The following is a 24,193-nucleotide window of genomic DNA, read 5'->3' as shown; positions in this document are numbered from 1 at the left end:
TTGATGCATCCTGAAATAACATCCTCACAGTTTGTTGCTTCGGTTCACGTTTTTGGTCATATGGTGAAACAGGTCATACTTTCTTAACAAAATAATCGTCATTCCGAAACAAATGCATCATAAATCTGTGTTATGATGTCCTTTGAATGCTCCAGAACTACAAAAACAGTGTCGTTCCACAAGTTGTTCAGAGCAAATAGACATACAAGGGGGATTAGGCATGACCTACCCGATCATCATCATTGTTCTTCTTATCCTGACATTCATCCATATTACGAGAAAACACAACGGCAAGGAATCCAGATTTCCATTTACGTCAGTGTTTCTCGGCGTGCTCTTCGGATACCTGCATCAGGCCACTGCTGTCGGCAACATGATCGGCATTCCGGACCTTGCCCTTTACCTTTCACTCTTATTTTTGGGACTAGCCACTCTGCAGGTCCTGTTTGGGAAAAGCAAGCAGAAACGCGAAGCAAATGCCCGATTCCGCAGTGGCGTTTCCGGTTTGATCCTGGGAACCGGCTTCCTCTATCTGCACACCCAAACAGCCACTGATCAACTGATAACTGCCAGAACAGGCATTTCCGATTTGACGCTCTATTTGGCCATCGGTTGTTACGCACTGGCGTTCCTGTCCTTTTCGGCAAATTTGAATAAGCTGTTGAAGAAGCAAGGCACTCATTTCAGAAACGGTGTACTCGGTGCGCTGTTCGGCACATTATTCCTTTTCCTGGATACGCAAACGATGGCCGGCGATTTTTTGGCGAACATCACGGGCCTGAACAACTTGCTCCTGTACGCCGCACTCGTCAGTTATGCGATTGCCGTCTTCAGTATGCTTATGGAGGGCAATAAGCGCTTGAAGCTAGCCAGCGGCAACGCCAAACGGGCGATCCTGTGCGCAGGTTTGGGCGCATTATTAAGGTATATCCATCTCCGGACAACTTTGGATGACCTGTTGGGTGTTTCCGGTTGGATGGGAGCCATCTCGTTCAGTCTCTTTATCGTAGCCGCAGGTTTCCTGGCGCTGGACCTGTTCAAATCCGGCAAATTTAAAGGAAAAATCAAAGGGAAAAAGCGTTTTGCTGCAAAATCTGCCAAACAAACGCCAGCTGTCTTCACAGCGGAACAGCCAGCCGTCGAAAATGCGGAAACAAGCGGACTCTCGCGGACTGAATACAGGCGCAAACAAAACCTGTAAACCTTTCAATTAAGTTGCATCCTAAACGAAAAAAAGCAGCGAGCTCTCTTATGATTGAGGGTTCGCTGCTTTTTTCAATCCTCATCCTTGATGTCGGGATCTTCCGGCAGAGGCGTGTTCAGGTAAGTCTCCAGTTCTTGTTTGTACTTTTCCCTTTGTTCGATGAAAAGGTTGAATTGATCGCGGTTCAGGAGTATTTCCTCATCCACACTGATTGTGCGGATTTGACGCTCGCGGATCAAACGATGGATTTCGCTGACCGGCACTTCCAGATAGTCGGCCGTTTCTTGAATATTCAAATACATAATAACACCTTCCACAAAGCTCATTTCATTCATTTTACACCAAGTCCGGAAACTTTGGGAAAGTTTTTCTATTCGCAACAGAACGCCGGGTTACCTGTGCACTTCTCGCCGGCAGTTCTTTCAACGCAGCCGATTGATGTCGGGATTGAAATAGTTCTTCCGTTTGACCCAGACCGGGCCGTCCCCTTTCGTGATCAGGAGCACATCGATCGGCCCACCTACCGTTTCCATCGAAAAGGATATTTTCCCTTTGAAGGAGGTGATGTTGACCAACGTTTCAGCAATCAGAGCAAGTTCCTCCTTCGGCATGGAATCGATCGTCATCAATACAGGGGTCAGATGCCGCTCCTGTTTCATGTTGTCGAAGGCATTCAGGCCCGATTCGACTAGCGTCGCCTTCAGTTTGTTGATTTCCGGAGCATCACTTTCCTTCAGCAACTTTTTCTCAGTAAGTTCCGAAATTAGTTTTTCGAGTGTGGCGCGGAGCAATTCCCCGAGATCGGCCTCCAGATCAGGCGCTATGCCGTTTATGACCGTATGGACCATATCCTGTTGCGCAAATGGAACTATGGCCGAAGAGCATCTGTCTTCGGCAAAATCATTCATCACGATTTGGCGCACAGTCAGCCGTTTTTTGATCACTCTATCGACGACACCGGATATGTCGTACTGATAGATGCTGGGGAACAGCTCATCGAAGCCGAAGCCGGCGATCACCAGGCCGGAATAGGTGTCGGGATAGTAACTGTCGCTGTACACATAATTCCGCACGATCTTATAAAGATCCGGCTTAAATTTATCATAGAGGTTTAAGCCCAAAAACACCGTATCGAATAGCTCCTTAAAAACCTCATCCAGCTTCTCCCCGTAACGATCGGTGAAAACTTTGATAGGCGCCTTTTTGGTGATGCTCTTCATTTTTTCGCTTTCTTTCAGCAAAGCGGGAATCTTTTCCTCGACAGCTTTTTGGTAATCCGCCAGTGTGAAAGCACCGGGAGACGGTATGTAAGTCGTATTCTCCAAAATATTGCAAACATTCTCCGCATAGCCGATGATGAGCACTTCGGAGTAGATTGAGGAGTAGATCTCATCCACACTCTCAAGATAATTGAAGAATTCGGTGCAGTAATCCGAGACCGTATCCAATGGTCTGGCCCCTATTTTCTGATGGAACCCTGTAACGATGATCTCCCATGGAATCCCCATGAATTGTACATTCCCGAACATCATGATGGCAACCGAATGGCTCGGCCCCAGCGAAAAAATCTTATTTCCGGAATTGAATATTTTCATTTGTTCGCTGTTCCCCATCGTCAGGGCGGAATCAGCAGCCAGCACCACTCCGTTCGCGTTCAATATCCCTACTTCTGCCGTCATAATGGTTCCTCGCTTTCTTTACAAGCCTATTCTCCAAAAGCGCTTTCTTTACTTCATTATAGCCTTCCCATATCTTTTCTCAAAACATTAGGATGCCGTCGTAACTTTGGATTCTGCCTGAACGCAACAAAAAAGACCAGTCGCCACAATTAGGTGGCGACTGGTCCGGATTGATGCTAGTCAGTATAGGAATCCAAGCGTGCATACGACTGATAACGGTCTTTTGCGGCCTGTAGGCTTTCGTTGAAGATCGCCTGTACATGCTCAGCATCATACTGGTTGTACAGCGAAGAATAGCGGACTTCTTCCATCAGGAAATCCTGGAAACGTTCAAACTGCGGTTCCTTGGAATCCAACTTGAACGGGTTTTTCCCTTTCAGTTTGTTTTCCGGGTGGAAGCGGTATAGATGCCAATAACCGACGTCCACTGCATCTTTTTCGTGTTCCTGCGATACGGTCAAACCGCACTTGATGCCGTGGCTGATGCATGGGGAATAAGCGATAACGATGGAAGGACCATCGTAGGCCTCCGCCTCGGAGATGACTTTCAAGGTATGCCGCGGATTCGCGCCCATCGCAATCTGGGCGACATAAACGTACCCGTAGTTCATCATCATCATGCCCAAGTCTTTCTTGCGGACCGGTTTGCCGCCGGAAGCGAACTCAGCGATTGCGCCCAGGTTGGAAGATTTCGAAACCTGTCCGCCTGTGTTGGAATAGACTTCCGTATCCAACACGAGGATGTTCACATCTTCCCCGCTTGCGAGGACATGGTCGATACCGCCAAAACCGATATCATAGGCCCAGCCATCGCCGCCGATCATCCAAGTGGAACGCTTCATAAGATAGTCCTTGTAGTCCACTAGTTCGTTGACCAATTGTTGGATTTTCTGATCCGTTGTGTCCGCAGTTTCCAAAGCTTGGATGTAAGCTTCGGCTAATTTGCGGGCACCATTCTTGTCGTTGAATCCTTCAGTCCAGGCTGTTGCTGCCGTTCTGAGCGAATCGTCGATCTGCAGGGTCAAGAGCTCTCCTGTCAATTCCAATGTTCGTTGGCGCAGTTGTTTCGTCGCATGGTGCATCCCTAGGCCGAATTCCGCATTATCCTCCAATAAGGAATTTGCCCAAGACGGTCCGCAGCCTGCTTCATTGGTCGTATACGGCGTGGAAGGAGCAGAGCCTCCATAGATTGACGAACAGCCTGTCGCGTTCGCGATCTGCATGCGATCGCCCACCACTTGGGTGACCAGTTTGATGTATGGCGTTTCGCCACAACCAGCGCAGGCCCCTGAAAATTCGAACAACGGTTGTTCGAATTGGCTGCCTTTCACCGTATTGATGGCGACAGGATTTTCCTTGTGCGGCAGACGGATCATGTAATCCCAGTTATTATTTTCTTCAAGATGGTCTTCACGGTTTTTCATCTCGATCGCTTTTTTGCGGGCAGGACAGGTCAAGACGCAGATGCCGCAACCCGTACAGTCGGCAGCGGACACTTGGATCCGGTATTTGTAGTCTTTGTATGGGCGCATCCCATCCAGAAATTCCACACCTTCAGGGGCCTTGGCTGCCTCATCCTCGGTGGCCAGGAAAGGTCGGATGGCGGCATGCGGGCAGACGAAGGAGCATTGATTGCACTGGATGCATTCTTCGGGATTCCAGATCGGAATCTGGACGGCGATTTCGCGTTTCTCATATTGCGTCGTCCCCTGCGGGAAAGTACCGTCAGCCCGGTCCAAAAAGGCGCTGACCGGCAATTGGTTGCCTTCCATCCGCTCCATCATGCTGGCGATGTTGCGGACAAAATCCGGTTCTTCTCTTATTACTTCCGGCTCATCCTGCGCATCCTTCCAGCTATCCGGAATGCTGATTTTTTGGACAGCTTCCATGCCGGCAACAATCGCTTTCTCATTCATGGAAATGATGGCTTCGCCTTTGTGTCCGTATGATTTGCGGGCCGCCTCCTTCATGTGCTGCATCGCCTCTTCAGCAGGTATGACCGGCAGGATTTTGAAGAAGGCCGCTTGGCAGATTGTATTGATCCGTCCGCCCAAGCCGATTTCCTTGGCAAGATTGATGGCGTCGATCGTATAGAAATCAATCTTGTTTTGTGCGATGTACCGTTTCATCTTGGCAGGCAAGCGTTGTTCGAGATCCTCAGCACGCCAATTGGTGTTCAGAAGGAAAGCTCCGCCCGGTTTCAGGTTCTTCAGCATATCGTATTTTTTGACGTAGGCATGGTTATGGCAAGCCACAAAATCAGCCCTTTCAATCAGGTACGGCTCATGGATAGGCTCCTTGCCGAAACGCAGATCGGAAATGGTGACACCGCCCGATTTTTTCGAATCGTAGGAGAAATAGGCTTGGACATGCATATCGGTGTGATCCCCGATGATTTTGATCGAATTTTTGTTGGCTCCGACAGTCCCGTCAGAACCGAACCCCCAGAACTGCGCTTCAAAAGTGCCTTCCGGACGGACATCGATCTGTTCATCGATCGCAAGCGACAGGTGGGTGACGTCATCGTTGATGCCGATTGTGAAGGGATGCTGCGGTTGCTCTTTCTTCAGGTTTTTGTATACTGCGAAAATTTGTTCCGGCGTTGTGTCCTTCGAACCCAATCCATAGCGGCCGCCGATGATCATCGGACGGTCAAGTCGACTGTTGAAGGCAGCCACGACATCCAAAAAGAGCGGTTCACCGATGGAGCCGGCTTCTTTTGTGCGGTCGAGTACCGCAATCCGTTTTACGGTGTCCGGCAAAGCCTTCAAAAAGTGTCCGACACTGAATGGACGGTAAAGATGCACATTCAGGACACCAACTTTTTCTCCCAAGCGATTCAGGTAATCCGCGGTCTCGCAGGCAGTTTCAAACACGGAGCCCATGCAGATGATGACCCGCTCCGCATCCATGGCACCGTGATAATTGAACAAGTGGTAGTCCCTTCCGGTCAACTGGTTCATTTTTTCCATATAACCTTCGACAATTTCCGGAACAGCATCATAATATCGGTTTGCCGCTTCCTTGGTCTGGAAAAAGACGTCGGGATTCTGAGCCGTTCCCCGCAGGGTCGGGTGATTCGGGCTGAGGCTACGGTCCCGGAATGCCTTCAAAGCATCCTGATCGAGCATTTCCGCAAGGTCGTCATACGATTGAACCTCGATTTTTTGGATTTCGTGCGAAGTCCGGAAGCCGTCGAAGAAATGCAGGAACGGCACGCGTCCTTTGATCGCAGCCAAATGGGCGACCGCGGCCAAGTCCGTCGTTTCCTGAACGCTGGAGGAAGCTAACATTGCATAGCCGGTCTGTCTGCAGGCCATCACGTCAGAATGGTCACCGAAGATGGAAAGCGCATGGCCCCCAACTGCACGAGCGGCAACATGGATGACGGAAGGCAACAGTTGCCCGGCCATTTTATAGAGGTCGGGGATCATCAACAACAATCCTTGCGATGAAGTATAGGAACATGCCAAAGCGCCTGCTTGCAGCGCCCCGTGCACAGTTCCCGCCGCGCCAGCCTCAGATTGCATCTGGGTTACTTTCACGGTTTGGCCAAAAATATTCTTGCGGCCTTCCTGAGCCCAATGATCGACAGCATCGGCCATCGGGGAAGACGGTGTAATGGGATAGATCCCTGAAAGTTCAGTAAAAGCATAAGATGTATAGGCTGCGGCAGTATTGCCATCGACAGTCATATACATTTTTTCGTTGGACATAAAGGATTCCTTCTCTCAAATCGTATAGTTCACATTCAGCGGGTTGTTTTTCTGATATTTTTCGACCAAGAGTCGCAGAAAATGACGGGCTGGTGCATTCGTGTGATTTCATTATAGCAAAAAAGTAAGTGCTCCGGTACACAAACAAAAGCGTTTATTTACGATTTCCTTACCGCGGAAACCCCCTGAGTGAGTATGTTGTAGGTACATTTTGCCAATTCCTGTATTTTTATTCCATAACAGGCGGACTGAGGATGGGTATTTGCCTTCTGACGGATGCAACGCGTTCGAGATCCACCGACACGATTGCGATGTCTTCCTCAAAACCCAGTTGGGTCAGGACGCTTCCCCAAGGATCCGCCACAAGGGAATGGCCGTATGCATGATAACTGAAATCGAGGTCGCGGGCAGGACTGACTCCTACCATGAAGAGCTGATTGTCGACTGCGCGCGCCCGGAACAGCAATTCCCAATGCGCCGGTCCGGTCGTCATGTTGAATGCGCCGGGCACAATGCAGACAAGCGCCCCTTGTTTTTGGAGCATCTCCCAGTCGCTTTGGAATCGGACGTCAAAGCAGATGCCTAAGCCGAAAAGGCCGAATTCGGTCTGGAATACACCCATTCCGTTCCCGGGAGTCAACGTATCGGATTCCTTGAATGCCTGCCCGCCATCAACCTGGATATCAAATAAGTGGGTTTTGCTGTAATCATGGAGCTCGTTGCCTTGGCGATCGAACGTATAGCTTGTGTTGTATATTTTATTTTCCTTGATCTGGGGAATCGATCCGCCGACCACATAGATGGCATTTTCTTTCGCCATCTCCGAGAGCCTCCGGTAGGTTTCCCCGCCCTTCGGTTCCGCATATTCCGGGAAATAGGCGTTATCATAAGGACAATTGAACATTTCCGGGAGCACCGCCATATCCGCTCCACCCTGTGCTGCTTTGTTGACCAATTCTTCTGCACGCTTTAGGTTTTTTTCCTTATCCGCTGTGACCATCATCTGAAGCAAGGCTATTTTCATCCCTATCACCCTCCTGTTTGTTTTTATCAGTATAACGTTTTACTGACGAAGTGTCACAAAAAGCAGGGACGCCTATGTGTGGCCGTCCCTGCTTTTCAATTTTAATAGACTACAACCGGAGTGCCGACTGGATAACTGTAATACAACGTCCGGACCGCTTCATACGGTGTGTTGACGCAACCGTGCGATCCATAGTAGAGGTAGACATCACCGCCATAACCGTGCGTCTGCCAAGGCGAATCGTGCAAACCGACCGAATTGCCCACAAACGGTATCCAGAAGTTAACTGGAGAAGCATAATCCTCCCCGATCAGAACGGAGGGGGACTGCTTGTATGGCTGGATGTAGAATAGCCCTCGCGGCGTGGCGTTGTTGGCGGATGGCTTTCCGGTGATGACCGGAGCGGAAACGAGCATCGTTTCGCCTTTATAAGCCCAGACGCTTTGTTGACTCAAGCTGACGATGATGTAGCTATTGCCGATGTAGTAATTGACTCCGGAGTTGCTGCGGAAATACCCGTTGATCACTGTCCAGTCCGGACCCTTGGCATAGGTTGGAAGTCCCGACAGTGCCGCTTTGTCCACCCAACCGATGTAGCTGCCGTTCAGGGAAATGAGCACATAGTGACCATCCGCTGATTCCTTGACCGCATCGACCTTCTGCCCGACATAGCTATCCGTGCTTGTCCGCCACTGGTAACCGGCATACCCCCAAGGTAAAGTGTCGACCGAAAAACCGGCCTTCGCGATCGTCGGTGAATAGCTCACGATGGTTCCACCGGAAATATTCTGTGCCTGCGGTCGGTTGTTGAAATCCCCCAATGCCTTTTTATCGACCCAACCCAGTTTTTTTCCGTTCAGCGAAAGCAGTACATACGCTCCGTTTGCTGTCTCTTTCACAGCCTCAACCCGCTGCCCTAGGTAATCGGTTGAAGTGGCCATCAGTTGATATCCAGTGTAACCCCAGGGCAGACTATCAATCGAATAGCCTGGTGAAGTGACGGCTGCCGTATAGGCAACAACGACCGCAGAGGCTACATCCTGGAGTTTTGGGGGAATGGAGATATCGGTCAGTGCTCGTTTATCAACCCAACCCAATCGGTTCCCGTTTGACGAAATCAAAACATACAATCCGTTCGGCGACTCTTGGACAGCTTGGATGCGTTCCCCGATATGGTTGTTGGTCGTGTCGATTTGTCCGTATCCGGCATAGCCCCAAGGTAAGCTGTCTATGGAAAACCCGGCTGCTATAGTTGCTTTATAATCTACAGATACCCCCGTTGCCAACTCCTGTATTTTTGGTTGGATATAGATATCCGTCAGTGCCCGTTTATCGATCCAACCCAATCTGTTGCCGTTCAGTGCGATCAGCGCATAGAGACCGTTGGCTGTTTCCTTGACGGCTTGTACGCTATGATTCAAGTAAGCCGAACTTGTTGCCATCTGGGCAAATCCGGCATAGCCCCAAGGCAAACTGTCGATGGAAAAACCGGCTGCACCGATTCGGGCGGCGTAGTCGACTGTCAGCGCGGAAGCGATATCCTGAACTTTAGGTGGGCTGTAGATGTCCGCCAGAGCCCGTTTGTCGATCCAACCTAAATTTTCGCCATTCAGGGAAATCAGCACGTACTGCCCATTGGCGGTTTCTTTTTCGGCCTGGATTTTTTGATCCAAATACGCTGCGCTCGTTCCCATATACATGTAGCCAGCGTAGCCCCAAGGCAGACTATCGATCGAAAAGTTCGCAGCATTTATGCGAGCAGTGTAATCCACGGCAATCGCTGATGCAAGGTCTTGTACCTTAGGGATGATGACAATATCGGATAAGGCACGCTTGTCGACCCAACCCAACTTTTCTCCATTCAGCACTGCCAAAGCGTAGAGTCCGTTCTGCGATTCCCTGATCACTTCGATTTTTTGACCTATAAAATCGTTCGTCATGTAGCGGAAAGCATAGCCGGAGTAGCCCCAAGGCAGGCTGTCGAGCGTAAAGTCCCCTTTAGCGATGACAGCTGTGTAAAAAACGGCTAGGTCAGAAGAACTTTCCTTCACTTCGGTTAATGATGTTGCCGCCGTAGTTATTCCCTCTGCGGGTGCAGATTCAATCTTTACAGCATCGCTTTGCTGGGGAACACCCTCTGTGCTTGCGGGCGCTTCTTCTTCAGGATTTTCCGCGGTGAGACCCAATGCCGCGGTGCCGGAAGAATCCACTGATTCGGTCCCTGTTTCTTCAAGCGGAACATCAGTAACAGCTTTGTTTGGTTCCTCAACGGGGACGGATGATTGCTCAATTATATCCTGTTCTGACTCCGTAGTCGATTCGACTTTGATGCTGCTGCTTTCGTTCACTGCAGTTGTTTCCGCAAAAACTGAGTGTGCCGGTGCCGCCAACAGCATGACAGCGGACAGACCGCAAACCGTAATGACACACCACTGAGCTTTGACTTTACGCATTTTTTTCATGACTTACCCCACCAATCCGTTCGATATTGTAAAGGCTTTCATTCATTGCGAAAATAATTTGATGATGGCGATTCGGAAATCCACTTCATACTTTCATTATATCAATATATTTTTTATCTTCAATATCTACAATCTATTTCTTGCCATTTATTGGGAAAATGGCTGACGGATATATAGAAAGAGCCGAACAGAGACCGATTTGGTCCCTGCTCAACTCTTCCTTTCAGCCAAGATAGATGTGGGCCAGCTTCATTCTGAGTCGTACTCGTCACCGCTGTAATTGTTGAGCAGATCATTCGCATTTTGCGCAGCTTCGATGCTCTTGTTGTATCTTTCCAGCTTCTCCTGGACTTTTCGGAAGACACTGCCTTCCGTGAAATTTCCGTCCGGTTCTCGTTTTCCGCAATTCAGGCCTGTCAATAACTCGATCCCTTCCGAAACTGTTTTGACCGAATAGATATGGAATTTAGCTTCCTTCACAGCCGCGATGAGTTCTTCCTTAAGCATGAGATCGTCCACATTCTGTTCCGGAATAATGACACCCTGTTCTCCACTCAAGCCCTTAGCCTCACAAAGATCGAAAAAGCTTTCGATTTTCTCGGTGGCGCCGCCGATCGGTTGGATTTCACCCTTCTGATTGATGGAACCCGTGACTGCGAAATTCTGCTTCAGCGGCACATCAGCAAGGCTGGACAGGAGCGCATAAAGTTCGGCACTGGAGGCACTGTCGCCATCGACACCGCCGTAATTTTGCTCAAACGTCAATTGGGCGCTCACTGCCAGCGGTTTTTCCTGCGCAAACTGCCCGCCCAAGAAACCAGCCAGCGTCAATACCCCTTTCGAATGGCTGCTGCCGCTCATTTTGGTTTCGCGCTCGATGTTTGTCACACCGTTCGAACCGATATAGGTACGCGCCGTGATCCGCGTCGGATGGCCAAAAGCATACTCTTCGGTCTGGATGACCGAGAGGCCGTTCACTTGACCGATGACCGAATCCTGAACATCAATCATGATTTTGTCCTTCAATAACATTTCCTGGAATTTTTCTTCAATCATGTTGGCCCTGTATTTCCTGTCAGCAAGGGCTTGTTTCACGTGCATATCGGAAACGATAGGAGCCCCCTCGAATTTGGCGATGGCGCTGGATTCATGGACAATCTCCGTAATTTCGTTGAATTGAGTGGACAATTTGGTCTGATTACCCGCAAGCCGCGATCCGTATTCGATTACTTTTCCCAAACCGCTGCGGTCAAAATGCAGGATTGCCGATTCTTCGCAGATCGAGCTGATGAATGAGACATATTTCCGTATGTTCTCTTCATTGCGGTCCATGCTGATATCGAAGTCGACCTTCACTTTGAACAGTTTTCTGAAATCTTCATCGTAGGTTAGCACTTTGTAGAATATCGGGCTCCCGATCAAAATGATTTTGACGTTCAAGGGAATCGTTTCCGGTTTCAGCGTCAAGGTCGGTACATAGCGGTACTGCTCGCCGATGTTCTCAATCAGGGCTTGTTGGTGCTTCAGTACTTTTTTTAGGGCATCCCACATGAAGGGGTCGAACAGGACATCTTTCGCCTGAAGCACCAGATACCCGCCATTGGCTTGGTGGATGGCGCCGCCTTTCACCATGGTGAAGTCAGTCGTCGTGAACATGAATTGGTTTTTGTATTCGATTTTTCCGAAAATATTGTAATAATTAGTGAAAGGTTCGATGATCGCCGGGGCCCCTTTGTTGTTTTCATTGTTCACAAAGAGATTGACTTTGTATTTTATGAACGGGTCACCGTCGTTCTCAGGCAATTGAAAAGGATTTTGCGCTTGCGGTGCATCAGCCAACCGGAAGATGAGGTTGTTTTCGGTAATGTCAGTCAGCACTTTATCGAGATAATCCTGGATTTTTTCCGAATAAGCGTATTTTTCTTTTAATCTGGCGATGGCAGGCTCCGTCGCAAACCGGGTGATCTGCCTGTCCAATTCTTTGAGTTGTTTATCGGCCTCTTTCTCGAGCGCACGGGAACCGCGGATGATTTCATCCAGCCTCTTTTCAAGTTTGTAGGTATTTTCATCAATGATTTTACGTTCATCCGCCGAGAGGGCTTTATATTCTTCCGGGGAAAGCTGCTTGCCGTCCCTGATTGGTATCAAGGCCACGCGTCCGGGTGCTTGCCGGACGACGAACCCGGCTTTGAGCGCTTCCTGTTCGATGCTCCGAAAAACAGCATCCACCTTTTCCTGGACCACTTGGATGATGGTGCCTTTCTGTTGGTCATAATCACTGCTCTCGAACGTTTTCGGAATGAGGCTGCGCATATCCTCTATGAACTCGGTCATGTCATTGCGGAATATTTTTCCTTGTCCTGCAGGCAGAGACACAGCAATCGGTTTATCCCGATCGGCAAAATTATAGATGTAGCACCAATCATCAGGTGTATTGCCTTTCTCTGCCAATCTGGATACAATGGTCTGGACGTAAGTACTCTTCCCTGTTCCTGGTGGTCCGGAAACGAAAATATTGTAGCCGGGCACCGCCATTCCTAAACCGAAATTCATCGATTTTACGGCCCGGTCCTGACCGATGATGCCCTGCAAGGGAGGGACATCCCTGGATGATTCGCAAAAATTCAGTTCGCCGGTATGCAGATAACTCCAGCGCAACTTCTCGACCGGTATACGGTATTTTTCTTCAATCGACATGCAAAGGACTCCTTTACTGTTGGATTGCGCTGGTTGTCCCGGGTAAAGATATCTCCGGGCACACAGAGAAAGCGCTATCATGCTTCAACTCTATTGTATAACAATTTTGCTGAGATGTGGAATTTTTTCTATTTTTTATTCGATTATGATCAGGAGCCATTATTACTCAAAAAATTATCATTATCCACTTTTCAGTCATGGATTGCTGCGCTATACTGATGCAATAGGACGGAGGGATCCACACGCATGCGTTTTACCTTTAACACCAAATTTACAGCTTTATGCCTCTGGATGGGCGTCATTTTTCTCCTGTCGCACCAAAATGGACAGGATTCGTCCGAAACGAGCGGAATCCTATTGGAATTGCTGAAATTACTGGGGATCGGGCCAGGCAGTTCCATTCAGGGTGCGCTCAGTTACCTAGTGCGTAAGGCAGGCCATTTCACAGAGTATCTGATTTTGGCTATCCTGTTTTTGCGCCATAGGAAAGAAAGAAGGTCAGCCGGAAAATCAGCTTTCTGTGCTTTGCTGTTTGTATTTCTGTATGCCTCCTCAGACGAGTTCCATCAGTCCTTCATTCCGGGAAGAGGTCCAGCCTTTTCCGATGTATTGATCGATACCTCAGGAGGCTTGACCGGTATCATTCTGTATGAATGGAAACAGAGATTGATGGAGCGGCAAAATCCGATTTACTGCAAAAAATAAACAGTCAGCGGTCTCCAAAAGACGGCTGACTGTTTTGGAATTATTAGAGTTCTCTATCGCATACCTAATCGACAACGTCTTTTGGCTCATTGAAGACATAGACATTCAGATCGACCGAATCATCATTCACGCTTTTTGCCATGATGTGCAGCCCTTCACAGATCAACTCATCATCTTTGAAGAGGGGTGTTACCCGATAGCGGACTGTTGAGCCTGACTGGATTGCTTCACTGACAATGAACTCTGAGGCAAAATACATGGCCGGGTAGTTTGCATTGCGGTAAAGCGTCACCAGATTGCGCCAATCCTCGCCGCTTCCGCCGAGCACATCCGCCAGCAGATGCCCGCGGTTCAGCTGTTTGGGATTCGAATCATTCTGATTGCTCTTCGACCAGCCAGTCGGCAGGATGCTGCTGTCTGCATCGGTCCCCGTCTGGTACATTTCCGGCGTGATCATTGCGTCCATCGTCGTGACGCGGTTCAGCTCATCCAAATCGCCGTAACGGATCCAGCCTTCCCCTTCAAAGTGCAATTCTGAAGAATCAAAGTTGCTCTTCCCACCGTTTATTTCGATTGTATCCGCACCTGTATATTGAGGCGCATCTTCCGCGGACAGGACAACTGAAGTGTCGGCAGTGCCGTCCTGATTTGAAGTCGGATCGGCACCCTCATGTATCTCGATCCAGGTAAGGATGAGAAACCATGAAAACAGCAAAAGCAGCCTCAACAATTTGTGCTTGCCTGAAGTTTTTCTTTTTGCCATTTCTTCCCCCACTGTTAATAATTGAAAGCATTCCTTCATTTTATCAGTCAATCATTGGGAGTGCAAACAGATTTCCGTTTACAATCGAACCAGTTCCCTTCAGCACAGCAGATTTTATTTTGGAAACAAAAAAACTCTTCTTAAATTACAAGAAGAGTAGGTAAGGCAAGATTATTCAGTGGCAGGTCCATTTTTGACACTCGCCCGGATATCGAATTTCCCTATCGGATCCGGCCCGCGCATGACTTCCCTTTTGATCTGGAGCAAGCCGTCCTCATTCACGCGCGTTTTCCATCTGACCAATTGGATTTGGCCACCGGTGATCTCGATGGCGGTAATGCTTGTCGGATAGATGCAGCAGCCCGAATTGAAGTAAGGCAAATCTTTGGTCTTCGGATATTTGAAGCGGTGCGTATGGCCGCAGATCAGCATTTTTTCATGCTTCTGGATCCACTTCACGTAGTTTTTTTCGATTTTATGCCGTTTGTTCATATTTTTCACGGGACTTGTCGGGCTCTTGACGCCGAAAGCGTGCAGGAACCTCCAAAAATACTTCAGGGAAAGCATCGTCGGATACCAGAGTTGATCGTTAGGCATATCGCCCTGCATGCCGTGGACGACGAATATTTCCTGTTTCGTCGTCCGGTCCTTCAAAACCAACGCTTCGATCGGTCGGATTCCAGGGAGGAAATCATAGAAGAACTCGGTATATTCATCGTAGTTCCGGAAATAATTTTGTTCCACATACCATTGGCTTTTCAGATAGATATTGTGGTTCCCGTAAATCATAATCAGACGTTTTTCGTCATAAAAACGTTTCAGGATAGCGAATACCTCCGGATGGGCATTTTTGATGTGCTTGAATTCATTGTGTTCCCACAGTTCATCACCGTCCCCGTTTTCAACGTAGATAAACTCATTTTTGTAATAGTATTCCAACGCGTACAAAAAAATGTTTTTGTTCCGTGCGAATTCATCCGAAAGGCTCCCATCGCCTCTGTGACAATCGCTCAAAAAAACATAATTGGATGTTTCGTCGATGTATTCGACCCTAGCTTTTTCGTAGGCTTCCGTCAGCCGTTTATCCGTAAACATGCACTTCACCTCATCTCACTGAATCCGTTACTTATATTATAGTTCTCCAAGACCGGAAGCGCCACTATTTAGAGTGTTAAGGAACAAGGAGTGCACTGAAATATTTTATCCGGTTCTGCAACTCAGTTTGGTTCGGAGTGTCCTTTTGATGCTCTCGACAGCAGCGGCACGATGCCCAACAGGACCATACCGAATCCGACGATATAAAAATAAAGGAGATAGACTGAATCAGTGCCGGCTATTTCCAGAACGCCCTTCAGGAAACTGCCGACCGTGAGAGTGGCGATCCCCGAATGGTAGAGGTTGGAAAAGCTGCGCAATCGCTCTGCATCTTCAATATCAACCTTTGCGCGGTTCAAGAGATAAATGAGCAGCCCTCCTGCCAATGGGAATAAGAACATCCAAGTCATTGCCGGCGATGTGACGCCGTGCCCAAACAACCTGTAAATCTTTTCGAGGATGACAATCGCAACGGTCGCGATGAGATAGGTGATGCCCGTTTTTTGCGGTACAGAAGACTTGTTATTCATATCCAATATAGACAATGTCGCTCACTTCCCTTTCCCCTGTGCTGTTGCCGCTTGTCGGATTATTGATGATTTCGCCGTTGAAATAGAGTGTCGACGAACCGCCGCCATCCAAGTTATAGGCCGTGACAGCCCCTCTGTTTTGCATTTCTTCCGCCAACTGCAGCAGAGAAAAGCCTTCGCTTTCATCGGTCCGGCCATCCGACACGATGATGATGTAGTGCAACGGCGAAATTTGGCCGATGGCGGTCCGCGGATTGCTGGTCATCGATTGGGACACTTCACTTGAAGCATCCACGCTGATTTCACCATCTTCGATCAATGCGGGGCCGAAAGAAATGATTTGTGCAATGCTTGATGTGTCCAGGGAAGACAGACTCGTTTCATTTTCGGAAATGATCGAGAAGTCACCCTCGTCATCGATGACCAATGCCTCCGCATCTTCGGTTTCCCTTGCCGTATCACGGTAAAGTGTACCGTTCCTGAGGACATAACCCGCATCCCGGAAACCATAAAAATCGCCGTTGATCGCCAAAATCGCATCATGGCTGGCAGCTATGCTTGAAGTGACAGCTTTTATGTTCCTGCCGTAAGTGTCCTGTGCCAAAGCGGTTTTCAGAAAGGAAGCATCGGAAACTTGGATATCCACCGCATAATAGGTTGTATTGTTGCTCCGTCCTGTTTCGATGGAAATTTGGATATTCTCATCTTCGTAGGAAGATTCGGTGACGATGGCTTCGGTGATCGTTTGTTCACTTACGGATTCGGATACATCCGCCTCCGTCTCCTCATTGCTTGTGCTGGTCGTTGTCTCTGTAGCGGATACCGCAGACAGAGACTTTGGGATGACAAAGGCATCCAATAAGACGAATGCAGTTGCTGCACTCAACAGGCTCGAGTAGATGAGAGCCCAACGATAAGGCTTCGAAAAAAATTGTTTCATAAAATGGTATGTCCTTTCTTGACCGTATTGAATACGTATTTTTTTTGGATAACGTAACTGGCAAAAAAGAGCGATGCATCAATGAATGCTTTTACAAGCAACAACGGAATCGGCAAGCCGCTCAAAAGCTCCACCAGCAGTCCGCTCAAAAACAACTGTGTGATGAAGAGAGCGCCATATTTGATTCCTTGGCTTCCCAATGACCGTTCATTTTGGAATACCCAATGCTTATTCAGCATAAAATTCACAGCTCCGGAGATGCATCTGGCCAACAGGGTCGCAAGGCCTATTTTTGCTGTCATGGATGGGAACAGGTAGGTGCAGAACAATCCGAACAAAGAGAGGTCTACCAGTGCTGACAGCGCTGAAGACAGACTGTATTTCAGAATATTCAAATAGATGCGGACCGAGTCCTTGATCGGGTCGAAATGCGAGGCGCGGTTATTCTCGATGTAGATGGTCTCTATCGGCACTTGCCTAAAAGGGATTTTGTTTTCCACAAATGTCATGAGCATATTCATCTCATATTCATATCTTTCCCCTGTTAGTCCGAGGCACAGATCAGCGTACTGCATCGGAACGCCCCGCAGTCCGGTCTGGGTATCTTGGCAACGGATGCCTGTTGCGGCGCGGAAAATCGAAGAAGTCATTTTGTTGCCGAAGCGGCTGCGGAAGGGAATGCCCTGCTCCTTGAAATTCCGTACGCCCAACACCAGTGCCTGCGGATTTCCGCCCAGCCCGCCGGCGATTTCCCCGATGTTTGCGACCGCGTGTTGCCCATCTGCATCCGCCGTCACAAAACCAGTGCTGTCCGGATACTTGTCCAAAAGAAATCTGATGCCCGTCTTCAAGGCCCGTCCTTTTCCGCAATTGCTGGGATGCGTGCAGACATCGCATGCGTATTTGCTTTTCAAAAGTTCGAAAATAGCTGCATATTCCGCACCGCTGCCATCGTCCACCACGATAGTGTGCAGATCCTTTTTCTGTAGCTCTTCAACCAATAAAATCAACTTTTCGTCAGGGTTAAGAGCTGGAATGATTACGACTGGATTCATATTGACGCCTCCTAATTTTTCAGTCCGGCCAACCGTGCCTCCTTTTCTGGTGCTGATTCCATTTTAAAAGAACGCACCCACTGAATTCCTCGAAATCCATACGAATAGTTGCGGAAAAAAAGTAGCGAAACATACACAAATAAAAGCCCTCACCAAGTTTGGAGCAAAAAAAGTGCCCCAACCACAGGAACCGCTCCTGCTGTGGTTGGGGCACTATCATTATTCGGTATATTGCTTAATTCTGAAACACTGGGGTGGAAAGGTATCTTTCGCCGTTATCCGGAGCGATCGTCACAACCGACTTGCCTGCGCCAAGTTGACCGGCCAAGGCGATGGCTCCTGCCACTGCCGCACCGCTGGAGATGCCCACAAGAATGCCTTCCTCTTTGGCAAGTCTGCGCGTCATTTCGAAAGCTTCTTCACTTGAGACCTGGAACACGCCATCGAATACCGCTGTGTCCAATACCTGCGGAATGAAGCCGGTACCGATTCCCTGAATCTTATGCGGTCCTTTTTGGCCACCGCTCAACACTGCGGATTCGGAAGGTTCAAGCGCATAAATGCCGACATCCGGATTCGCTTTTCGTAAGGCTCTCCCTACCCCTGTGATCGTACCGCCTGTTCCGACAGCCGATAAGAAAGCATCGGGGCCGACGCCGTCGAATGCCTCAATGATTTCCGGACCGGTTGTTGTTTCATGGATAGCCGGATTGGCTGGGTTTTCGAACTGCAGAGGCAGAAAATGGCCAGGTTGGGCTGCAATTTCTCTGGCTTTTGCGATAGCTGTAGGCATCCCCTCAGCCCCGGGAGTCAACACGAGTTCGGCGCCATAAGCCGAAAGCAACAGACGCCTCTCGATGCTCATCGTATCCGGCATCACAAAGATGGCTTTATAGCCTTTCGCTGCCGCCAACATAGCCAAACCGACGCCGGTGTTCCCGCTGGTCGGTTCAACGATTGTGTCGCCCGGCTTCAAGATTCCCTCTTCTTCCGCTGTCGCGATCATGTTCAAAGCGATGCGATCCTTGATGCTGCCGCCGACATTGAACGCCTCTAACTTCAAATAGACATCTGCGAAGCCTTCCGGTACGACTTTGCTTAATTTGATGATCGGTGTATCTCCGATCAACTCTGCTACTGACGATACGATTTTAACCATGCTGATACCCCCATTAAGTGTGTTATTTATGAATGTGTGCTCCAAAATTTGAGTATGAAGCGACTTCTCTGACATTGGATGATAAAGGAAGCATAACACGGGAAAACCTCTGTGAAAATCAGACATAAACGAACAAGGGTGATCGGTTTTCCCGAACACCCTTTGGATTCAATTATCGCTATTGTATTGTTTGTGCCCCATCAGTTCATCTATCGCTTCTTTTGCTTGTTTGTAACGGGCATAATAACTGAATTCGTCCTTCTCACCGATCCCTTTTGCATCCAGCATGACGACTTTATCCAGGTTTCCGCTTCTTTCGATTTCCTCCAGCATCATCTCATGGATGGTCGTCAAAAAGGCATCCTCTGAAAATTCCATGTTGCGGTAGCCGTCATCGACATATTTCAGAGTCGGTGGCACAACCAGAATCAAATCCCACAACTGGCGCGCAATGAAGGCGTTGGCTGACTGTTCCACTATCGCATATTCTTCCGGAGTGATCGCATAGTCCGCGTCCTCGGCGCCAAGGCGTGCGTAAACTTTTGTGACCATCACATCCGTGTCCAAAATCGCCATCCCTTGGCTGGCGGGATCTGCGATTGTATCCCGATTCAGCTGGAACTGCCCGGTGACCAACCGTTGGTAATCCATGCCATCTAATTCGAAATCATTCACATTCGATTCCTCTTGATACTGGCGTGAATATTCGAAACTGTAAGGACAGGAATACAGTTTCGCCAAATCCTTGACCAGCGTCGTTTTCCCCCCGCTTGGAGCACCCAAAACTAGTACCTTTTTTGTGAATGCCCGGCGGAAAGGCAAGGCGATGGCATTAAAATAGCGTAAGGCATCGTTGCGGATATTCAGACCGCTGACCGGGTAGAGGCTGGTGTCCACCAAATGGACTTCGTCGGTGGATTTTTTTTCCAATGCCTCAGCCTGCATCGTTTTCCCGGTATACCAGATCTTTTGCGCATCGCTGTGCTGCAGCGAATCAGCTATCTTGAGGTTGATGATTTCCAACCAAGACTCCCACTCGGTTTCTTTCTGCGGAATGCCTTGGCCGGCCGCCATCACTACATAAATCTGGTTATCATCCGCAAACAATTCGCGCATGTAACGGAATCTCCTGTAGACATCCAGACCGAAAGGCTCGCCGCAATCTCCATCTTCTCCGCAGACGATCACGACGCAACCGTCATTCTCCTTCTTGGCCTTCAGGATGACTTCCAGATGCCCGATATGGCAAGGCGCGAACGCTCCGAAAACGATGCCGATCCGGCTGCCGCTTAATTTGTCCTTGTACAGATTCCCCATCTCAATTCTCCCTTCTGCAGAACGTATTTTCTAGGGTACTCATCTTACCTCTTACATACATTCTACAACTTCCTCACCGCACCGTATAGCATGAAGGTCCTTTCCAAAGGCTGGATATCCGGAAAAAGGACGCTCCAATGAAAAAAACAGGCGCTCAGATCGAGTTGATCTTTGCGCCTGCTTGCTTATCGTTGAAACAGAACAGCCTCGTAGCCGCTGTCATTGATGGCTTTTTTTGTCGTATCACCGATGGCATAAAAAACGAGCGGTTTTTTTTCGGTTTGGTCGTAGACCGAAAAGAATCTTTTCCATGCCGATGGGCTTGCGAAGTAAACAGCGGACAGTTTGCCCATTTTGAGCAGCTCCGTCAATTCCGCTTTGCGTTCCTCCAGGAAGACATTGTGGTACAGGACCGAACCGGTTACATCGTTTTCGATCCCCAGAAGTTGTTCGATGGCATCATCGGCGAGCTGGCTCTTCGGATAGAAAATCGATGTTCCCGTCGGAAAGTTTTTCTGCCAAGCGGAAACAAACTGTCTTTTTGTTTCCTGCGGGCTGACGAAAGCCACTTCAAATCCGCAGGATCGGACCATTTCGCCGGTTTTTTTGCCGATTACGGCAATCAACGGGCGCTGTCCCTTTTCGATGACGGCCAAGACACTTGCTACAGGCGCTTGACTCGTAAAGAAAAGCCACTCGGCCGCGTTGATCTTGTTTTTGATGGTTTCCGTTATAGGCAATTGTTTGATTTCACATAAGGGAATCTCGTAAAACCGTCCGAACCCTTGCGCCCGGAACCGGATCTGATCTGCGCCATTCATGGCTAGCGGCCTTGTCAACAGTATCGCTTTCGTCATGGCAACAATTCGTCAGCTGCCGTTTCCGCCAGTTTCAGCGGATCTTCTCCGATGTAACGTTTCGTGACTCCAGGTTCGTCGATGGAACCAGCCAAGAACGCCAAAAATTCCCATTTCCCATCGTCCAATCGATGCGCATAGCCGCCTATCGGCAAGTCGCAATTGCCATTTGCGCGATGCAGGAAGGAACGCTCCGTAAGACAAGCCAATGAAGCAGCTTCATCATTGATGCCACTAAGCAGCTCAATCAGTTGCTTGTCCTCCTCACGGCATTGGACAGCCATGATCCCTTGTCCAATCGCTGGAACACAGACTTCCGGTTCAAGCATGAGCGTATGCAGCCCATTCAGATAGTCCATCCTTTCGAGCCCGGCTGCTGCCAGGACGATGCCGTCCAAGCCTTCTTCCTTCATCTTGCGAAGACGAGTCTCTATATTGCCGCGGATCGGCACAAACGACATGTTAGGAAATGCAGTCTTCAATTGGTTGATTCGGCGCACACTGCTCGTGCCTATCACCAAAAGCGCTGTTGTCCCTGAAAAGGGTTTGTCGTCGTTCCAGATCAAGCAATCGAACGGATTCGCCCGCTTGGGTGTCGCGACGATCGTCAATCCTTCCGGTAAGCGGGCTGGCACATCCTTGAGGCTGTGCACAGCAAAATCGATTGTCTTGTCCAACAATTGGGCCTCAACTTCCTTCACGAATACGCCTTTCCCGCCGATTTGCGTCAAGGGCACATGAACCAGCCTGTCCCCTTTTGTGGTGATGCCGACCACTTCGACATTCACCGCGGGATCCACTCTTTTCAGAGCCTCAATGACCAGTTCGGTTTGTTTCAGGGCCAACGCACTGCTGCGTGTCCCTACTCTTAGTGTCTTCATGCAGCGACCTCCCTTCTTTCACTATTATAGAGGACTTTCGCTTGTAATCAAACGGATATCTTTACTTCTGCATACCGATTCTGTATGCCATGAAATAAAGCCCGCCCATGAAGAAACCGCCTCCTACCAGGTTTCCGATCCAGACGATGCTGATGTTCAGCATAAATTCCGCCCAAGTCGCCCCACCGGCAAAAATCCCTGCCGGAATCAAGAACATGTTTGCGACGACATGCTGATAACCAGCAATCACAAAAGCCATGATCGGCAGAAAAGTGCCGAAGATTTTCCCGATGAAATCCTTGGCTGCATAGTTCATGTAAACGCCCGTGCAGACCAAGATGTTGCAGGCAACCGAAGAGAAGAACAATTGAACGGGTGCCACATCGATACGGCCTCTGGCGACCGCAATCGTCCGGTCCAAAAACGCTCCTTGCAAGGTGCCGGATAAGTAGCCAAAGAAGTAGGCTACAAACAGGGCCCCGACCAAATTGAACAGGGTTACGACTATCATGTTCTTCAGCCATGATTTTCCGGATATTTCTTTTGCGAACAACGCAAGTGACACCGACAACATGTTCCCTGTCACCAATTCACCGCCCACCAACAGCAGACAGATGAGTCCGACCGGGAAAACCATCGCCCCCAACAGGTTGACGAGCGTGCCCCACTCAGCCGGCATCGATCCCATTGTGCGGATCATGGCAACGCCCGCCAGTCCGATGAAGACGCCGGCCATGATACCCAATGTGGCCATCGTCATGAAACTGTAGTCGGCTTTATGTTTGCCTCTTAGAATGGCTTCTTCCAGTAATTCTTTCGGGCTCAATGCTCCCATAATGGCTTCACCTTTTCCGCTTCATATATATTTTTTGCTGCTGCATCATCAAAGATGATAGTACCGAAATGCTGTTCCGCCAAGTAGTGCTTGTTTACATCATCAAAGCGGCGGTCCCGCCCGGCGCCTACTTGCAGCCACCAGACATCTGCGCCTCTTTGCGTCTGTTCGAGCAGGGCATCCATAACTGGTTTCTGGGTAGAGACATACAGCTTGGATTCGCCTTTTTCCGGCAATTCAGAAAACCAGTCGAAGCGCTCCCCGGCATGGACAACTTCACCCAGGATGATCATGGCCGGATTTTCGATTTTGGTATCGCTGACTTTTTGCCTGATGTCCCCTAGCGTGCCTTGCAGCTTCGACTGCCTGCCGTATGTTCCCCATTGGGTTATCAGGATAGGCATTTCCGCTTTCATTCCTTGCGCCAGGGCCGCCTCCACAAAGCGTCCGAGCGCCTCCACACCCATGTAAAGGCAGACGGTCTGGCCATTCAATAATTGCTGGAAAGTGTTTTTTTCGTTATCGATCAGTCTGCCTGTCGTGAAAGTCACTGAAGTGGCCACTCCTCTTTGCGTCAGCGAAATTCCGCTGTAGCTGGCTGTGCCGCTGGCGGCAGTGATCCCGGGTGTGATGTCGTAATGGAGTCCGGCCTCCTGGCAAGCCTGCAATTCTTCGGTCAGACGGCCGAAAATGACCGGATCGCCGCCTTTCAGGCGGACGACAGAATCATGGGATGCGGCTGTTTCGATCAGTTTCGCATTGATTTCTGCTTGTTTGATCGAGGGCCGATCAGGTGTCTTGCCGACATAGATGAAACGGCAATCCTGCTTGCAATGAAAGAGCAGCAATGGATTGACCAGCCGATCGTAGATGACCGCATCGGCGTGCTGCAACAGCCGTACACCTTTTGCTGTCATCAATTCCGGATCTCCCGGGCCCGCCCCTACGAAATGGATCATAGCGAAGCGCCTTTCAGATAAATGTTCCTGTCTTCAATCAGCAACTCATAAACCTTTAGTTGGCCTTCATCAGGTTCCTGGATGCGTCCATCGATCAAGGATATTTTATAATCCCGCAACGGTTCATAAAGGTATTCCCCTGATACAATCCCTTCCAGCACAGGTCCGTTTGTCATTGGACAAAAATCTTCGATAGCTGTGATGCGGCCGTCGGAAAGTTGGAAGAGGGCAATCTTTTTGTCTCCGATTGAAACAGAGCGCCCGACCTGAGGCAGCAAGGCATCTGTTGTTGTCAAAAATGTTTTTTCTGTCATC

20 protein-coding genes are annotated in these 24,193 nt (G+C 49.2%); 2 read left to right on the top strand and 18 right to left on the bottom strand.

Annotated elements, in window-relative coordinates:
• The first annotated feature begins 220 nt into the window (after positions 1–220).
• A complete protein-coding gene (locus BM184_RS03160; protein WP_086941411.1) occupies positions 221–1,201 on the top strand; it encodes a hypothetical protein in 981 nt (326 codons plus the stop codon).
• Between the two features lie 74 nt (positions 1,202–1,275).
• On the opposite strand, the gene BM184_RS03155 is transcribed toward BM184_RS03160, so the two are convergent.
• From BM184_RS03155 to BM184_RS03130, 6 genes are all read right to left on the bottom strand, one after another.
• Positions 1,276–1,506, bottom strand: coding sequence for a helix-turn-helix domain-containing protein (locus tag BM184_RS03155; protein WP_086941410.1), 231 nt, complete (start codon positions 1,504–1,506; stop codon positions 1,276–1,278).
• A gap of 120 nt (positions 1,507–1,626) precedes the next feature.
• Complete coding sequence (locus BM184_RS03150; RefSeq protein WP_086941409.1) at positions 1,627–2,883, bottom strand: hypothetical protein; 1,257 nt, start codon at positions 2,881–2,883, stop codon at positions 1,627–1,629.
• A gap of 176 nt (positions 2,884–3,059) precedes the next feature.
• Positions 3,060–6,584: a pyruvate:ferredoxin (flavodoxin) oxidoreductase gene (gene nifJ / locus BM184_RS03145; protein ID WP_425445335.1), complete on the bottom strand. Its 3,525-nt coding sequence runs from the start codon at positions 6,582–6,584 to the stop codon at positions 3,060–3,062.
• Between the two features lie 244 nt (positions 6,585–6,828).
• A complete protein-coding gene (locus BM184_RS03140) occupies positions 6,829–7,623 on the bottom strand; it encodes a carbon-nitrogen hydrolase family protein (protein WP_218150974.1) in 795 nt (264 codons plus the stop codon).
• Positions 7,624–7,724: 101 nt separating this feature from the next.
• A complete protein-coding gene (locus BM184_RS03135) occupies positions 7,725–10,085 on the bottom strand; it encodes a L,D-transpeptidase family protein (RefSeq protein WP_086941406.1) in 2,361 nt (786 codons plus the stop codon).
• A 249-nt stretch (positions 10,086–10,334) separates the two neighbouring features.
• Positions 10,335–12,782, bottom strand: coding sequence for an AAA family ATPase (locus tag BM184_RS03130; RefSeq protein WP_086941405.1), 2,448 nt, complete (start codon positions 12,780–12,782; stop codon positions 10,335–10,337).
• A 246-nt stretch (positions 12,783–13,028) separates the two neighbouring features.
• On the opposite strand from BM184_RS03130, the gene BM184_RS03125 reads away from it, so the two are divergent.
• Entirely contained in the window at positions 13,029–13,487 is a 459-nt protein-coding gene (locus BM184_RS03125; RefSeq protein ID WP_086941404.1) for a VanZ family protein, read from the top strand.
• A gap of 64 nt (positions 13,488–13,551) precedes the next feature.
• On the opposite strand, the gene BM184_RS03120 is transcribed toward BM184_RS03125, so the two are convergent.
• The 12 genes from BM184_RS03120 to BM184_RS03065 all read right to left on the bottom strand — a co-directional run bounded on the left by BM184_RS03120 (position 13,552) and on the right by BM184_RS03065 (position 24,192).
• Entirely contained in the window at positions 13,552–14,250 is a 699-nt protein-coding gene (locus BM184_RS03120; protein ID WP_177208514.1) for a DNA/RNA non-specific endonuclease, read from the bottom strand.
• Positions 14,251–14,421: 171 nt separating this feature from the next.
• Complete coding sequence (locus BM184_RS03115) at positions 14,422–15,345, bottom strand: metallophosphoesterase (RefSeq protein ID WP_086941402.1); 924 nt, start codon at positions 15,343–15,345, stop codon at positions 14,422–14,424.
• A gap of 122 nt (positions 15,346–15,467) precedes the next feature.
• A complete protein-coding gene (locus tag BM184_RS03110; RefSeq protein ID WP_218150973.1) occupies positions 15,468–15,890 on the bottom strand; it encodes a hypothetical protein in 423 nt (140 codons plus the stop codon).
• On the bottom strand, positions 15,868–16,815 hold the full coding sequence (locus tag BM184_RS03105) for a phosphodiester glycosidase family protein (RefSeq protein ID WP_086941401.1): 948 nt from the start codon (positions 16,813–16,815) through the stop codon (positions 15,868–15,870). Before BM184_RS03105 ends, BM184_RS03110 begins: the two co-directional genes overlap by 23 nt.
• A complete protein-coding gene (locus tag BM184_RS03100; RefSeq protein WP_086941400.1) occupies positions 16,812–17,870 on the bottom strand; it encodes a bifunctional glycosyltransferase family 2/GtrA family protein in 1,059 nt (352 codons plus the stop codon). Before BM184_RS03100 ends, BM184_RS03105 begins: the two co-directional genes overlap by 4 nt.
• A gap of 235 nt (positions 17,871–18,105) precedes the next feature.
• The gene (gene cysK / locus BM184_RS03095) at positions 18,106–19,029 is read right to left on the bottom strand and encodes a cysteine synthase A (RefSeq protein WP_086941399.1); all 924 of its coding nucleotides are present in this window, start codon (positions 19,027–19,029) and stop codon (positions 18,106–18,108) included.
• A 168-nt stretch (positions 19,030–19,197) separates the two neighbouring features.
• On the bottom strand, positions 19,198–20,346 hold the full coding sequence (locus BM184_RS03090) for an AAA family ATPase (RefSeq protein WP_086941398.1): 1,149 nt from the start codon (positions 20,344–20,346) through the stop codon (positions 19,198–19,200).
• A gap of 185 nt (positions 20,347–20,531) precedes the next feature.
• Positions 20,532–21,203, bottom strand: coding sequence for a uroporphyrinogen-III synthase (locus BM184_RS03085; protein WP_086941397.1), 672 nt, complete (start codon positions 21,201–21,203; stop codon positions 20,532–20,534).
• Positions 21,200–22,084, bottom strand: coding sequence for a hydroxymethylbilane synthase (gene hemC / locus BM184_RS03080; RefSeq protein ID WP_086941396.1), 885 nt, complete (start codon positions 22,082–22,084; stop codon positions 21,200–21,202). The genes BM184_RS03085 and hemC overlap by 4 nt, the downstream gene beginning before the upstream one ends.
• Before the next feature lie 61 nt (positions 22,085–22,145).
• A complete protein-coding gene (locus tag BM184_RS03075) occupies positions 22,146–22,919 on the bottom strand; it encodes a formate/nitrite transporter family protein (protein ID WP_086941395.1) in 774 nt (257 codons plus the stop codon).
• On the bottom strand, positions 22,907–23,878 hold the full coding sequence (gene cobA, locus BM184_RS03070) for a uroporphyrinogen-III C-methyltransferase (protein WP_086941394.1): 972 nt from the start codon (positions 23,876–23,878) through the stop codon (positions 22,907–22,909). Before cobA ends, BM184_RS03075 begins: the two co-directional genes overlap by 13 nt.
• On the bottom strand, positions 23,875–24,192 hold the full coding sequence (locus BM184_RS03065) for a nitrite reductase (NAD(P)H) small subunit (RefSeq protein WP_086941393.1): 318 nt from the start codon (positions 24,190–24,192) through the stop codon (positions 23,875–23,877). The genes cobA and BM184_RS03065 overlap by 4 nt, the downstream gene beginning before the upstream one ends.
• Position 24,193 lies beyond the last annotated feature (1 nt).

Source organism: Trichococcus pasteurii (assembly GCF_900112935.1).
Taxonomy (GTDB): Bacteria; Bacillota; Bacilli; order Lactobacillales; family Aerococcaceae; genus Trichococcus; species Trichococcus pasteurii.
Note: the sequence above shows the minus strand (reverse complement) of the source record. Positions and strands in the feature narration are given on the sequence as shown.